Origin of the sequence: Delftia sp. DS1230 (assembly GCF_040112715.1) — a bacterium.
Classification (GTDB): Bacteria; Pseudomonadota; Gammaproteobacteria; order Burkholderiales; family Burkholderiaceae_C; genus Comamonas; species Comamonas tsuruhatensis.
The window spans coordinates 3,315,014-3,329,251 of sequence record NZ_CP157763.1 but is presented as its reverse complement, the minus strand read 5'-3'; the positions used below and the strand labels follow the sequence as shown (position 1 = coordinate 3,329,251).

Sequence of the window (14,238 nt, the reverse complement as noted above, 5' to 3'; positions counted from 1 at the left end):
GGGATTCCCATCCTCCCATGCCTGCTGCCAATCCCTCTCATTCATTCCTAGGAGTAGTCCCGCATGCGTGACACCCACGAAAAGCTGAGCCGGGCTGAAGCGGCTGCATTCAGGGCGATCCAGGTGATCCTGGCCGACCTCGACGCAGAGCAGGCCGAGCGCGTGCTGGCGCGTGTCCAGGACCAATTGGATGAAGACGCTGGCGCGCCCATGTTTGCGCGCGGCGTTGCAGGCCCGCTGGGCAAGCTGGACATCCAGCTCAAGACCAAGGTGGACGAATCCACGGCCGAGCAGTTCCGCCGCAACTGCGTGCTGAAGGGCACGGACACCTCCACGGTGCTGCGCGATGCCATCTACGTGATGACCTGGGAGCGCAGCTATCGGCAGATGGTGGCTGAGAAGTTGATGCATGAGGAGCAGTCTGCCAGCCGACTGCAGTCGCTCATAGGACCCTTTGGGGCCCCCGAATTCGGAGGGCATGCCCGATGAACGCGATCACAGCAATTTCCGCCGCCGTGCTGACCATGAGCAGCGAAGAAATCGCCGCGCTGGTGGAGTCCCGCCACGACAACGTGAAGATCTCCATCGAGCGCCTGGGCGCGCGCGGCGTGATCCAACTCCCTGCGTTGCAGGAAGTTCGGAACCACCTCGGCCAAACCGTGAGCGTCTACCAACTGTGCAAACGCGACAGCTATGTCGTGGTGGCGCAGCTGTCTCCTGAGTTCACCGCGCGCCTGGTGGACCGCTGGCAGGAGCTGGAAGCCCAGGCCGCGCCGGCGGTCCCACGCACCATGAAGGAGGCGCTGCGCCTGGCACTGGAGCAGGCCGAGCAGATCGAGCAGCAGCAGGCCGCGCTGGCACTGGCCGCGCCCAAGGTTGAATTCGTGGACCGCTTCGCATCTGCCGAGACCGGGGCCATGGGCTTCCGCCAGGTCTGCAAGCTGCTGCGCGCGAACGAGGAGCGCTTCCGGGCCTTTCTGCTGGACAACAAGGTGATGTACCACCTGGGCGGCCGGCTGACTCCGCTGGCCCAGCACCTGGACGCGGGCCGTTTCGTGGTGAAGGCTGGCCATGCCCAGCACAGCGACCACGCCTTCACGCAGGCCAAGTTCACAAGCAAGGGCGTGACGTGGATTGCCGGCCTGTGGGGCCAGCACCAGGCCCGCCTGGCACAAGGGGAGCGTGCATGAATCTCGCTTCCATGCTGGACCGCCCAATCGCCTTCCAGCGCTCGTTCGTTCACCTTGGCGCTGGCATCACTGGCGCGCTGATGCTCTCCCAGGCTGTGTATTGGGCCAACCGTGGTTCTGACGACGATGGCTGGTTCTTCAAGACGCAGGTGGAGTGGGAGGATGAAACCGGCCTGAGCCGCACTGAGCAGGAGACCGCCCGCAAGAAGCTGCTGTCGCTGGGGCTCATGGAAGAGGCTCGCCGGGGTATCCCCGCCAAGCTGTATTTCCGAGTCAGCATCGATGCGCTGGTGAGCCAGTTGGAAGGCCTGGACACCCCCTGCAAACAAGATTGCAGGAATCCTGCAATCAAGGATGCTGGAACCCCGCAAACAGGTTCGCAGAAAACCCGCAAACAGGTTCGCGGGAAAGCTGCAAACAGGTCTGCAGGAAACCCGCAATCTAAACTAAGTAAGACTACTTCAGAGACTACAGCAGAGAGTATTGCGCCGGGGGCTGAAGCCCCCCACGCTGCTGCTGAGCCGATGCGTGTGACGGCACCCAACGGGACCATCCACGAGATCCCTGCTGAGCTGCGCTACCCCGGTCCGGACACCAAGTCCCACAAGACCTGGATCGCATACGCCATTGCCTACGAGGGCCGGTATCGCAGCTGGCCCGTCTGGAACCAGACGGTGGGCGGCCAGATCTGCAACTTCATCGACCGTGTTGGCGCCGAGGTCGCCCCCCGCATCGCCGTGCACTACGTGCGCCGTGTGCAGGAAGACTTCATCGTCCGGGAGATGCACCCCGTCCGCCTGCTGCAGCAGAACGCTGAGAAGTGGGCAACGCAGTGCCAGACCGGCGTTGGGATGACCAGCACACAGGCCCGCCAAGCCGACCAGACCAGCGCGAACGCTGGCGCCATCGAAGAAGCCAAGCGGCTGATGCGCGAGCGTGCAGGCGCTGCCCAGGCCGCAGGCGCGGGTGCCGAACAAGGCCAGGGGGAGGTGATCGATGTCTGACCCCCACGCCACCGACTGGCTGCTGGAGGAGCTGGGCGCCACGATGGAGCTGAGCGGCCAGCAGGTCCGGCCTGCCGCGCTACTGCTGCTGGCGGAAGACCTGGCCCACATCGACAAGCCTGTGCTGCGCCTGGCCCTGGCCCGCATCCGCGCCGAGCATCGCGGCCCGATCCTCACCGGCACCGTGCTGCAGTACGTGGACCACGCCATGGGCCGGATGCTGCCGGCCGAGGCCTACGCCCTGGCCCTGACCAGCGCTGACCAGCAGGCCACTGTGGTGTGGACCGATGAGATCGCCCAGGCCTGGGCCGTGGCCGCGCCGCTGCTGGATGCCGGCGACAAGTTCGGCGCCCGGCAGGCCTTCATCGAGGCCTACGGCAGGATCACCGGCGAGGCCCGTGCACTGCGCCGCCGTCCTGTGGTTCAGGTCAGCCTGGGGCACGACCCCGAAGCCCGCACGCGCGCGGTGCAGGAAGCCATCACGGCAGGCAGGCTGCCGGGCGGGCTGGAGGGCCTGACTGACGACCTGCGCGAGCAGCTGCAGCTGCCGGCCCCGCGCGCCGCCCTGGCGCTGCCGGCGCCTGAGTCCATGCCCAGCGGCCCGAAGCGTGAGGTGCTGTCCAAGCTGGCCACCCTGCGCGAAGCCTTTGCACTCAAGGCCGCACGTTTCACGCCCGTGCAGGTCCAGGCCCGCGCCGGCCGCATGCGCCTGAGTCAGGCCAAGCGCCGCGCTGCCGCGGCCGTGGCGCAGCACCAGCAGGGGAGCCAGCCATGAGCGCCATCCATTCCGCCGTGAGCCGCGACTACCTGCGGCTGCCCTACACCTACACGCTGGCACAGGAGCTATCGGCCAGCGAACGGCAGCCGCTGCACCAGCGCAAGCGCGAGCCCCTGGCTGCTGCAGTCCTGGCCGCAGTGCATGCCGTGGGCTACGCATCCCCGACCGTGCAGCACTGGCGCGACCTGGCCGACGCCACGAACCTGTCCGAAACGCTGCTGGGCATGGGCGTCTTCACCGAGCCCGAGGCCCAGAGCCTGTTTGCTGATGCCTTGGCGGCCGTCGTGGACCTGGGCCGCAAGCACGGCCACGGACAGGAGATGCGCCTGAACGCCGTGCAGCTGGGCCACCTGGTCGAGTTCGGCGAGGCCTACGGCCAGGTGCTGGAGGTGATCCCGGCCCGTACCTTCATTCGCGCGCACCGCGCCACCGAACGCCGCCTGCGCGAGCTGCTGGTCAACAGCCACGGCAGCGACACCCATGAATTCATCGTCGTCTGAACATCAATGGCAGCAACATCAAATCAATCTCAGCGCGGCAGCCGTGGCGCACCTCGTCAAGCTGGCCCAGCAACCCGGGTGGTGGGAGTACGTCAAGGCCAGGGCCAGGGAGCTGGAAAGGGACGAGTCCCGGCTGTTCGTGGACATCGAGCAGCAGGTGGTGCAGCAGCTGCAGGCGCTCGCGTGGCGCCCGCCGCCCCGCGCGTGACGGTGCCGGCTGGCCACCAAGGCCCGATCACGGTGCTGGGCATGGACCCGGGCAAGCATACGGGCTTGGCCTGGATCGTGGATGGCCAGCTGCAGGCGCTGGAGGAGATTGCGCCAGCGCAGATCCTGCAGACGCTGCAGGGCAGGGCGCCCACGCTGGTGATCTTCGAGGACAGCCGCAAGGCACGGAAGACGTGGACCGGCCAGGGCAGTGCCGCGGCGCGGGCCAAGATGGCGCGCAACGTGGGCGAGATCGACGCATGGTGCGTGCTGATCGAGACCCTGTGCGCCAGCCTCGGCATTGCCTGCTTCGGTATGGCTCCCAGCGCGAAGGCCGGCAGCGCCCACGGTGCAAAGATCGATGCCGCCACCTTCAGCCGCCTGACCGGCTGGGCCGGCCGCAGCAATCAGCACCAGCGTGACGCCGCAATGATCGCGTGGTCCTTCCGGAGGGCCCGGCCATGAAGCGCATCTACATCGCCGGCCCGATGACAGGCCTGCCAGAGTTCAACTACCCGGCCTTCAACCGCGCGGCCGCCGTGCTGCGCGCCCAGGGCCACCACGTCGAGAACCCTGCGGAGAATCCCGCGCCAGCGTGCGGCAGCTGGGCCGGCTACATGCGTCTGGCGCTGCCGCAGCTTTGCACCTGCGATGCCGTGCACCGGCTGCCGGGCTGGAAGCAGTCGCGCGGCGCCCGGTTGGAGAGCTTTGTGGCGCGCGTGCTGGGTCTGGAGGTGCAGGACTTCGATGCCAGCGCAGGGGAGGGCGGTGCACATGCTTGATTTCCGCCCCGACCTTCCGCGCCGTGGCCAGCGCGGCCCCGTGCGCGCCGCGCCCCTGCACCCGCCCCTGTGGCGTGGCGCCGCAATGCGCGAGCGCATTGAAGGCCCCGATATCCTGGGGCGCTACCGCTTCTCCGTCTGGTCGGAAAACCGCTGCTGCCGCCTGGAACAGTACGGCCCCACGCGTGTGTGCGTGATGGGCGACCACGGCTTCCTGGTGCAGGTCGATGTTGAAGGGGATGTCCGATGAGGGTAATGCTCGTCTCCGAAATGGCCCGAGAACTGATCGACCGCCCGACCAGCAGGCCCAGCTTCATCCTTCACCCTTCGTGGCGGCCTTTGGTGGATGCGCTGATGGCTGACCCCAATCCAGAGGGCGAGGCCGCGCTGACGCGGGCAGCGTTGAACGGGGCAAGCATCCTGTATCAGCGTTGCCCTGTCCGCCCTGCGTTGCCCACCGGCGGCGTCTTCGACACCTTCCCGTGGGAGGTAATGAACCGTCTGGATGCTTGGCGGGAGGCGCATCCATGGCGCTGACACGCAGGCCGTTCAAGTCCAAGAGTCCATGGCCTGTGGCAGGCACCGGCAATCTGGACCGCGAAGAGCGCCTGGCGCAGCGCGCGGCCCGCGCCATGGACAGTGCCCGCGCCACTGCCGGCTTGGCATGCACCAGCATCGTGGTGATGGGTGCAGCCAGCACGGGCTTGGTCTTGCCCAAGGCCGAGATCCTGGAATGCGAAGCCTACCGCCGCGCCGTCGCCGCGCTGCCTTGCATCTGGTGCGGCATCGCTGACTACAGCCAGCACGCCCACCTGAACCTCGGAAAGGGCATGGGCCTGAAGACGGATGACCGCACCGGCTTCCCACTGTGCTGCACGCGCCCCGACATCGAGGGCTGCCACGTCGCATACGACCAATACCGCCTTGTTGACGGTGGCCGCGAAGCACACAGGGAATACGGACTCGAATGGGGCCGCATCACCCGCCACACGATTCTTCAATCCGGCCAATGGCCACAACGCCTGCCACTCTGGAGCGAACCCGCATGAACCAAGCCACCACCAGCACCATCCACATCCACAAGACAGCCGGCGGCAATCCGGACACGGGCGCGGTCGAGGCCGTGCCCACGCTGACGCAGGTCTACGAGGCAATCCGCCAGTTACACGAAGCAGGCGAGGAGCCCACGCGCGACCGCATCCACAAGATGACGGGCCTGAACCTCACCACAGTGGACGACCGCATCAAGGTGCTGCGCGGCGAGGGAATGATCTCGGCGGTGAAGCAGTGCTACCGCCCGGTGCACCAGCATGGGCCTGCTCGGGATGTGGTCATCGTGCACCTCAACGATGGCCGGACCATGGTGGAAATTGGAGATCATGTGCTGCACCTGGTTCGGCCTGAGGCCGCGCGGCTTGGCCAAGGATTGGCAGGCGTTGCACTCGAGCACACGGCGCTGACGCGTGTCACGGAATTGCAGGACCAGTTGCTGGTGGAGATTTCTAAACGACGCGCACTAGAGCGTGAGGTAAGGGGCCTGAAAAAAACAAGGCAAGGTGACGAGCGTCAGACTGAGCTGGAAATAGATTAGTGGAAATGCACGCCTGTGGCTGAGGCATACCTGCCCAGGTTGGGTAACGTGCAAAAAAGTTATCCGTAGTAATGTCCGAATTTACGGCAGCGGCTGGTAGCTATCGGCGGATAGCCGTAACTACCAGTTTCGAAGGAGCGTAGCAGCTTAGATGTCCGGCTCGACTGGTTTGCCCTCTTCGAGCCACCCCATCGTGTAGTGCGTTATGGGGTAGTTTGATTCATCAACACCGCTTGCGACAGCGACCACTTTCCACCCTGCGCGTAGGTACTTGTTAACGGAATGCTCTCCAGAGATTCGCCTTACTTCTTTGATCTGCGAAAAATCTTTGTCACCCATTAGTAACTCCTGCTTTGTGATTGAAGCCTACGAGTGTGCCATTGAATTGCAGATTCTTGAATATCGCACTAATGCATAGTGGGAATTAGTTGCTCGGCAAATCTGGCCGTATTAATACGCTATCCCATCGATGTGATGGCGAGCTATAGAGGGACGGTGGGTTGCGTGAAGGCAATGACGAGCCAGCGTGAGGCGCTCCGGCCAGGGTTCGACGGCCCCAGGCCATGCCGGAACACTTCCGGCCATGGCCCAACGTCCTGCCGGCAAGTCCGAGCCTCCAAAGAAACCAGTCCCCAAGAAGCCTGCTGCCGCGAAGAAGGCCGCAGGCTCTGCCGTTCCTGCGAAGCGCCCAGCGGTCAAGAATCCTCCGAGCGCCACCGCGAAACCCGCATCGAAGAAGGCCCCGGCAAAAAAGGCCGCCCGCACCAAGAGCACGGATGCCCAGACGCTGACCGCGAGGGAGTCGAAGTTCATCGATGAATTCCTGGTGGACCTGAATGGAACCCAAGCGGCGATTCGAGCCGGCTACAGCTCCAAGACTGCCCGGCAGATCGCCTCGGAGAACCTGTCAAAACCTCACATCCAAGTCGCTATTGCGGAAGCCCGAAAGCAGCAGCAGGAGCGCACGCAGATCACTGCCGATGCCATGCTGCAGCAGGCCTGGCTGATCGCAACAGCCGATGCGCGTGAGCTGATCGAGACCAAGGTCGCATGCTGCCGCCATTGCTGGGGCGAGAACTTCCGCTACCAGCGCACCGTCAGCGAGATGAACCATGCACGCGAATCATGGCGCGCAGAAGGTAAGGCGCCCGAAGATTTCGATGAGGAGGGCGGCATCGGGTTCAACCCCCACCGGCCGCCGCACCCAGAGTGCACTGCATGCGTTGGCGATGGATATGCGCGCGAGGTCATCAAGGACACCCGCACCCTGAGTCCTGCCGCAGTCCAGCTCTATGCTGGCGTGAAGCGCACGAAGGAAGGGCTGCAGGTCTTGATGCACAGCAAGGAGGCCTTTGCCGAGAAGCTGTGGAAGTACCTGGGCCTGTACGAGAAGGACAACCAGCAGAAGTCGGACCCTCTGGCCGCGCTGCTGCATCGCATCTCCAAGGAGAACGGCAACGGCTTCGCGCCCATTGCAGATGACCCGGAGCGCACGGGCCCGCGCGCGGTCTCCACGCTGGCGGTGAAGCAAGACCCGACGGACGAGGAGGATTGAGGCTGTGGCCGCGCGCGTACACAGTGCTCCCCTGAACCGGCTCCCCGACACGCCCGAGGAGCTGGAGCGGTGCTTGCGTGATCCCGAATGGCGCCTGTTCTCTGGCTGCCTGTACAAGATCATGGTCAAGGGTGATTCCAAGGATGGGGAAGAGGCCGACACCTTCACCATGCCTTTCCGGCCCAATCGCGCACAGAAGCGGTTCATCAGCCGGCTCTGGCACCGCAACATCATCCTGAAGGCGCGGCAACTCGGCTTCACCACCCTGATCGCAATCCTGTGGCTGGACCACGCGCTGTTCAATGCGGATCAGCGCTGCGGCATCATCGCGCACGACCGCGAGGCGGCCGAGGCCATCTTCCGGGACAAGGTGAAGTACGCCTACGAGAACCTGCCCGAGGAGATTCGAGACCGCTTCCCCCTGGCGCGCGACAGTGCCGTGGAGCTGCTGTTCGCCCACAACAACAGCAGCGTGCGCGTGGCTACGTCCATGCGCTCGGGCACCATCCACCGGCTGCACGTTTCTGAGCTGGGCAAGATCTCGGCACGCTTCCCGCACAAGGCCAAGGAGGTGATGACCGGCTCCATACCGGCCGTGCCGACCACGGGCATCCTGGTGATCGAGAGCACGGCTGAAGGCGCCAACGGCGAGTTCTACCACCTGTCACAGCGGGCCGAGGCCCTGCACTACACGCACAAGAAGCTGAGCCCGCGCGACTACCGCTTCCACTTCTACGCCTGGTGGCAGGAACCCAACTACCGCATGGACGCGGGCCTGGTCCATGTCGCGCGCGAGCAGCACGACTATTTCGACCAGGTCGAGGTCGAGATGCAGTGCACCATCGATCTGGAACAGCGGGCCTGGTATGTGGCCACCCAGGAGGCTGACTTCCCCGGTGCGCCCGAGCGCATGTGGCAGGAGTACCCGTCCACACCGGCCGAGGCATTCCAGCAGTCCAGCGCTGGCCGGTACTACGCCAAGGCCATGGTTGCGCTCACGAAGCGCGGCGGCATCACCTCGGTGCCCGAGCTGGATCTGCCGGTCTACACATTCTGGGATATCGGGCGCGCGGACGGGACGGCCATCTGGTTCATGCAGTCCCTGCGCGGCGAGGACCGCTTCATCAACTACTACGAAGAGCACGAGGAAGACCTGCGGCACTACGTGCGCCACCTGCAGGGCCTCGGCTACGTGTTCGGCGCGCACTTCCTGCCACACGACGCGAATCACAAGCGCCTGGGCGACACCAACCGATCCACCAAACAGCAGCTGCAGGCCCTGATGCCTGGCCAGAAATTCACGGTGGTGCCTCGCATCACCGAGCTGCAGACGGGCGTCAACCTGGTGCGCAAGCACCTGCGCGGCGCTTGGTTCGACAAGGACTCCTGCGCCTTCGGCTTGGAGCGCCTGCGCGGCTACAGCAAGAAATTCAGCCGGGCGCTGAACAAATTCATCGATGAGCCCGACAAGTCCAACGGCTGCACGGAAGGCGCTGACGCGCTGCGGCAGTGGGCGCAGGCGAAGGAAAGCGGGCTCTTCAACCCCAATGACGATGGGTACGGCGCGCGCGCCGAGCCCGAAGAGGAAGAGGATGCGCCGGACTGGCGCGCGTGAGGCTCTGCCATGAACTATGCAACCCCCCCAAGCACTGCAGACCTGGGCGCGGCGCTGACGCCGCACGAATATGCCCGCATCATCGATGACATCCTGGAGCAGCCGCCGTGGCGCCGGCAGGCCGACATGGAAGCCGACTATGCCGACGGCAACCAACTGGGCAGCGAACTGCTCGCGCGCATGAAGCGCTTCGGTATCCCGCCAGCCAAGGAGAACATCATCGGCCCGGCGATTGCGGCCGTGTGCGGCTACGAGGCCAAGACGCGGACGGACTGGCGCGTGACACCCGACGGCGACCCAGGCGGCCAGGACGTGGCCGATGCGCTCAACTTCCGCTTGAACCAGGCAGAGCGCCACAGCCGGGCAGATCGCGCGATCAGCGATGCGTTTAAGCCGCAGGTGAGCGTGGGCCTTGGCTGGGTGGAGGTTGCACGGGCCAGCGATCCCTTCGCCTACCCCTACCGCTGCCGGTATGTGCACCGCAATGAAATCTGGTGGGACATCCGGGCGCAGGAGGATGACCTGTCCGATGCGCACTGGCTGCTCCGGGAGCGGTTCATCCGCAAAGACCGGGTCGCAGCGGCATTCCCCAAGCACCGCGAGCTGATCATGCGCGCGGACTCCGCATCCGGCCCAGGCGGATACGGCGGCTATCTGGGAGAGGGCGGCTATTCCACGGGCTTGGTGCCGGGCCTGGATGTGTCCCGGGCCTGGACGCCACGCGAGCATGCCTGGTATCGCTCCGAGACCGACGAGCTCAGCCTGTGCGAACTCTGGTATCGGCGCTGGGTGTCGGCGCTGGTGCTGAGGCTGCGCGGCGGCCGCGTGGTCGAGTTCGACGAGTCCAACCAGCAGCACCGCCTGGCCGTGGCCTCGGGCGCGGGCACGCTGTCGCGCGAGACCGTCACGCGGTTGCGCCGGTCCTACTGGATTGGACCCATCTGCCTGCATGACGGCCCCACGCCATACCCGCACCAGCATTTCCCGTATGTGCCGTTCTGGGGCTATCGGGAAGACCAGACGGGCATGCCCTTCGGCCTGGTGCGCGACATGCTCTTCCCGCAGGACAACCTGAACAGCACCATGGCAAAGCTGCGCTGGGGCATGGCCTCGCAGCGAGTGGAGCGGACCAAGGGCGCCACAGCGATGACCGATGCGCAGTTGCGTCAGCAACTGGCCAGGCCTGACGCAGACATTGTTCTCGACGCAGAACACATGCAGCAGGAGGGCGCGCGCTTTCAGGTGCACCGCGATTTCCAACTCGATGCACAGCACTTCCAGTTGATGGAAGACAGCAGGCGCGCGCTGGGCCGTGTCAGCCCCGTCACGCCGGCCATGCAGGGCCAGGCCGGCACCGCGCGCAGCGGACTGCAGGAAACCACCCAGGTGGAGCAGTCCCAGATCGGCATGGCTGACTTGATGGACAACACCAAGGACGGGCGCACGATGGTGGGCGAGTTGCTGATGTCGCTGATCATCGAGGACATGGGCGACGAGGAGCAGACCATCGTGATCGAGGGCGACGTGCTCAACCCACCGCGCACCGTGGTGCTGAACAAGGCCGAAGAGGACCCCGACACAGGCTTGGCCTATCGGTCCAACGATGTGCTGCGCACGCGCATGAAGGTCGCTCTGGAGGACGTGCCGAGCACCAGCAGCTTCCGAGGCCAGCAGCTCAGCTCGCTGTCCGAGGCGGTGAAGTCCCTGCCTGAGCATATCCAGGTGGTTGCGCTGCCATTCCTGATTGACCTGATGGATCTGCCCCGCAAGAAGCAGGTGGTGGAGGCCATCCGCGCAGCAACGGGCCAGCAGACGCCGGAGCAGATCGAGCAGCGGGTGCAGCAGGAGGTGCAGGCCGCGCTGCTGAAGGCCGGTCACGAGCTGAAGGCGCGCGAGCTGGAAATGAAGGAGCGCATGACGGACGCCCAGATCAAGAAGGTGATGGCCGACGCTGTGCAGGTAGGCGTGCAGGCCGCCTTCTCGGCGATGCAGGGCGGGGCCCAGGTAGCCATGAATCCTGCCATCGCGCCCATTGCCGACGCCATCATGCAGGGCGCTGGCTACCAGAAGCCCAATCCAGGCGGCGACGACCCGGACTTTCCTGTGCTTGGCGTTGCGGCCGGCGGCCCAGCGCCGCAGTCTGGCGGTCCGGGCGCGGCCGGCGACATCGCCCAGGTGCGCGAGAACACCAGCCCCGCATTCCCGCCAATCCCTCAGGAGCCGGCGCGCGGCATGCAGGGGATCGAGACGGCCACCCCTGCCGACAACCTATAGCGGCTCACTCCGTCCAGAGTTGGATGCTGCGCGCGCGCGGCCTGACACTGTGTTCCACGTTGAAGGCGAAAGCCAGAGACGAGAAGCCTGCCCGTGATGGGTCGGCACCTCCCGCAGCTGGAGAGCGTGATGGTCGGGGCTTCGGCCCCGGCCTGATCCTCGAATCTGCGTGCCCCTTCAAACAGGCCCGGCCGGATAGCCGGGGATGTGGAGCACCTACATGCCGATGACCCCTGAGCAACTGCTCGAATCCGCCTTTGCAGGACAACTGGATCTGGACGCGGACGCGGCCCAGACCGCCGAAGCCAGCAACGCCGCGAGCACTGCTACTCCCGCAACCGCCACCCCTGGCGCTGAGCAAACTGCTGCAGCGCCTTCTCCCGCTCCTGCCGCTGCACCCGCTGTCGCAGCAACCCCTGCTCCTGCACCTGCTGCAGGCGCGGCGCCCGCTCAGGATGACGAGCCGGCCGGCGCGCCCATTGCCAGCAAGTCGGGCAGCTACACGATCCCGTTTGAAAAGCTGGCTCAGGCCCGCACCGAGCGCGACCAGTTCAAGGCGCGCGGCGATTCGCTGGAGAGCGAGAACGCCACCTTGAAGGCTCAGATCGACCAGTTGACCCGCAGTCAGCAAACCAACCTCGCACAGGCCCAGGCGGATGCCTCGGCTCGCGAGCAAGCGGGCGCGGCGCCAACCTCGGCCGACAACAACCTGGCCATTGCCAAGGCCGCCGCCTCCCAAGGCGTGGACATGGCCCTTTTCGGCGATTTCTCGGAAGAGGGCATCGCCAAGGGTGTGGCTGCGCTGGTGGAACAGCGTGCTGCAGCACTGGTGGACGCGCGCCTGGCCCAGGCCATGCAGCCGCTCCAGCAGCGCGAACAGGTCAGCGCCCGGCAGGCGCACGACAACGCTATCTACGCGGCGCACGCCGACGCGGACGAAATTGCCGACTCTGCCGAGTTCAAGCAGTGGGTGGATGCCCAGCCTGCTTTCGCGCGCGCAGCCGTGGCCAATGTCCTGCAGAACGGGACCGCCGCCGAGATCGTGGAAGTCTTCAGCACCTTCAAGGGTGCCAAGCCCGCCGCTTCTCCCGCAGCCAGCCCGGCCGCTCCTGCCAATGCCGTGGACGCGGTCGTGGCAAAGGCGAAAGCTGATGCAGAGCAGGCCGTGCCGGTGAGTCTGTCCGAACTGACGGGCGCGGCTGCTGGTGCCAGTGAAGCGGAGCGCGCGCAGGCACTGGCCAACAACCCCGCGGCGCTGCTCAACGTGATGAGCGGTATGTCACCGGCAAAGATCGATGCCTTGATGAACAGCTTGGCGTGAACCGCTGAATATTTTTTGAAACCCGGGCCACCTCGTGATGAGGCAGCCCTCTCCCCAAGACGGAGGACATATGTCCGGAAAAACCAATGTGGCAGCCGGTTCGCCGAATGCCCAATTCGTCCAGGCTGCCGGGCTGTTCGCTCAGTCCATGCAGCGCAATTCGACGCTGAACCGCATGGTGGGCACCGTCCCCCAGGGCGAGGCTCACGTCAGCGCCGTGCTGAGCAAGCAGACCTCCACCGACATGCCCATCGTGCGAACGGTGGACCTGACGCGTGGCAAGGGCTCCGAGGTGGAGTTCCACTTCGTGCAGCCCACCAATGCCTATCCCATCATGGGCAGCCGCATGGCCGAGGGCAAGGGCACGGGCATCGAGTTGGACAACGGCCGCGTGCGCGTGAACCAGGTCCGCTTCCCCGTGGATATCGGCGACACGATGACCGACATGAATTCCCCCGTGGAATTCCGCCGCATCGGCCGGCCCATCGCGCTGTCGCTGATGAACGGCTACCAAGACCAGCTGATGCTGACCCACTTGGCCGGCGCGCGCGGCTTCCACGACAACATCGAATGGCGTCTGCCTACCGAGGCCCACCCGCAGTTCGCGGAATTTGCCATCAATGAAGTGAAGGCGCCTACCCGCAATCGTCACTTCGTCGCAGACGGCGATGCCATCAAGACCGTGGCCGCCAACGCGGGCGAGCTGGACATTGCATCCACCGACGTGCTCGGCATGGATGTGGTGGACAGCATTCGCACGACGATGGAATCGATCCCTCTGCCGCCGCCCGCCATCAAGATCCCCGAGGACAAGGTGGCCGAGGATTCGCCGCTGCGTGTGCTGCTGGTCTCCCCCGCGCAGTACCACGCATTCGCCCAGGACCCCGGCTTCCGCCAGTTCCAGGCGAACGCCCTGGCGCGCGCGTCCAAGGCCAACAACCACCCCCTGTTTCTGGGTGAAGTGGGCCTGTGGAACGGCATCTTGATCTGCAAGATGCCCAAGCCCATCCGCTTCTATGCTGGCGACACTGTCCGCTACTGCGCCTCCTACGAGACCGAGACGGAAAGCAGCTGCATCGTCCCTGCCTCGTTCGGCACCACCCATGCGGTGGACCGCGCGATCCTGCTGGGCGGACAGTCGCTGGCCCAGGCCTTCGGCAAGTCCAAGCACGGTGGCATGCCGTTCTTCTGGTCTGAGAAGGAATTCGACCACGGCGACAAGCTGGAGCTGCTGATCGGCGCCATCATGGGCGTTTTCAAGATCCGCTGGCTGGTGTCGCAGGGCAACGGCCAGAAGCACTTCACCGACCACGGTGCGACGGCCATCGACACGGCTGTGCGCATCATCGGCGAGCGCAACTGACGCGCCCCAGGGCGGGCGGTCGGCTGATCGCCTGTCCTCCGCTGAGTTCTTCACCATT

General features: G+C 65.4%; 18 protein-coding genes. 17 read left to right on the top strand and 1 reads right to left on the bottom strand.

Going from position 1 to position 14,238, the window contains the following annotated elements:
- Positions 1–63 precede the first annotated feature (63 nt).
- Genes AAN986_RS14965 through AAN986_RS14910 form a run of 12 tightly spaced genes read left to right on the top strand, consistent with a single transcriptional unit; the run spans position 64 to position 6,052 of the window.
- Positions 64–489 carry a hypothetical protein gene (locus AAN986_RS14965; protein ID WP_349335332.1) on the top strand — a complete coding sequence of 142 codons (426 nt, stop codon included), beginning with the start codon at positions 64–66 and terminating at the stop codon, positions 487–489.
- The gene (locus tag AAN986_RS14960; RefSeq protein ID WP_349335331.1) at positions 486–1,190 is read left to right on the top strand and encodes a phage antirepressor KilAC domain-containing protein; all 705 of its coding nucleotides are present in this window, start codon (positions 486–488) and stop codon (positions 1,188–1,190) included. Before AAN986_RS14965 ends, AAN986_RS14960 begins: the two co-directional genes overlap by 4 nt.
- Positions 1,187–2,194 (top strand): hypothetical protein, encoded by a 1,008-nt coding sequence (locus AAN986_RS14955; RefSeq protein ID WP_349335330.1) that lies wholly within the window; start codon positions 1,187–1,189, stop codon positions 2,192–2,194. The genes AAN986_RS14960 and AAN986_RS14955 overlap by 4 nt, the downstream gene beginning before the upstream one ends.
- Positions 2,187–2,969, top strand: a complete 783-nt coding sequence (locus AAN986_RS14950) for a hypothetical protein (RefSeq protein WP_016454791.1) — start codon at positions 2,187–2,189, stop codon at positions 2,967–2,969. The genes AAN986_RS14955 and AAN986_RS14950 overlap by 8 nt, the downstream gene beginning before the upstream one ends.
- On the top strand, positions 2,966–3,472 hold the full coding sequence (locus tag AAN986_RS14945) for a hypothetical protein (protein ID WP_349335329.1): 507 nt from the start codon (positions 2,966–2,968) through the stop codon (positions 3,470–3,472). The genes AAN986_RS14950 and AAN986_RS14945 overlap by 4 nt, the downstream gene beginning before the upstream one ends.
- Complete coding sequence (locus AAN986_RS14940; protein ID WP_349335328.1) at positions 3,453–3,680, top strand: hypothetical protein; 228 nt, start codon at positions 3,453–3,455, stop codon at positions 3,678–3,680. Before AAN986_RS14945 ends, AAN986_RS14940 begins: the two co-directional genes overlap by 20 nt.
- Positions 3,656–4,144 carry a hypothetical protein gene (locus AAN986_RS14935; protein WP_349335327.1) on the top strand — a complete coding sequence of 163 codons (489 nt, stop codon included), beginning with the start codon at positions 3,656–3,658 and terminating at the stop codon, positions 4,142–4,144. Before AAN986_RS14940 ends, AAN986_RS14935 begins: the two co-directional genes overlap by 25 nt.
- Entirely contained in the window at positions 4,141–4,461 is a 321-nt protein-coding gene (locus AAN986_RS14930) for a DUF4406 domain-containing protein (protein ID WP_026062991.1), read from the top strand. Before AAN986_RS14935 ends, AAN986_RS14930 begins: the two co-directional genes overlap by 4 nt.
- On the top strand, positions 4,454–4,711 hold the full coding sequence (locus AAN986_RS14925; protein WP_349335326.1) for a hypothetical protein: 258 nt from the start codon (positions 4,454–4,456) through the stop codon (positions 4,709–4,711). The genes AAN986_RS14930 and AAN986_RS14925 overlap by 8 nt, the downstream gene beginning before the upstream one ends.
- A 5-nt stretch (positions 4,712–4,716) precedes the next feature.
- Complete coding sequence (locus AAN986_RS14920) at positions 4,717–4,998, top strand: hypothetical protein (RefSeq protein ID WP_133073508.1); 282 nt, start codon at positions 4,717–4,719, stop codon at positions 4,996–4,998.
- On the top strand, positions 4,989–5,510 hold the full coding sequence (locus AAN986_RS14915; RefSeq protein ID WP_349335325.1) for a hypothetical protein: 522 nt from the start codon (positions 4,989–4,991) through the stop codon (positions 5,508–5,510). The genes AAN986_RS14920 and AAN986_RS14915 overlap by 10 nt, the downstream gene beginning before the upstream one ends.
- Positions 5,507–6,052, top strand: coding sequence for a hypothetical protein (locus AAN986_RS14910; RefSeq protein ID WP_349335324.1), 546 nt, complete (start codon positions 5,507–5,509; stop codon positions 6,050–6,052). Before AAN986_RS14915 ends, AAN986_RS14910 begins: the two co-directional genes overlap by 4 nt.
- A gap of 147 nt (positions 6,053–6,199) precedes the next feature.
- On the opposite strand, the gene AAN986_RS14905 is transcribed toward AAN986_RS14910, so the two are convergent.
- A complete protein-coding gene (locus AAN986_RS14905; protein WP_349335323.1) occupies positions 6,200–6,391 on the bottom strand; it encodes a hypothetical protein in 192 nt (63 codons plus the stop codon).
- 244 nt (positions 6,392–6,635) lie between these two features.
- Here AAN986_RS14905 and AAN986_RS14900 point away from each other — a divergent pair, with 244 nt between their 5' ends.
- From AAN986_RS14900 to AAN986_RS14880, 5 genes are all read left to right on the top strand, one after another.
- Positions 6,636–7,607: a terminase small subunit gene (locus AAN986_RS14900; RefSeq protein ID WP_349335322.1), complete on the top strand. Its 972-nt coding sequence runs from the start codon at positions 6,636–6,638 to the stop codon at positions 7,605–7,607.
- A 4-nt stretch (positions 7,608–7,611) separates the two neighbouring features.
- Positions 7,612–9,222, top strand: a complete 1,611-nt coding sequence (locus tag AAN986_RS14895; RefSeq protein ID WP_349335321.1) for a terminase — start codon at positions 7,612–7,614, stop codon at positions 9,220–9,222.
- Between the two features lie 9 nt (positions 9,223–9,231).
- Positions 9,232–11,496, top strand: a complete 2,265-nt coding sequence (locus AAN986_RS14890) for a hypothetical protein (protein WP_349335320.1) — start codon at positions 9,232–9,234, stop codon at positions 11,494–11,496.
- A gap of 220 nt (positions 11,497–11,716) precedes the next feature.
- Entirely contained in the window at positions 11,717–12,817 is a 1,101-nt protein-coding gene (locus AAN986_RS14885; protein ID WP_349335319.1) for a hypothetical protein, read from the top strand.
- Positions 12,818–12,887: 70 nt separating this feature from the next.
- Positions 12,888–14,180, top strand: a complete 1,293-nt coding sequence (locus AAN986_RS14880) for a DUF4043 family protein (RefSeq protein WP_349335318.1) — start codon at positions 12,888–12,890, stop codon at positions 14,178–14,180.
- The last annotated feature ends 58 nt before the right edge of the window (positions 14,181–14,238 follow it).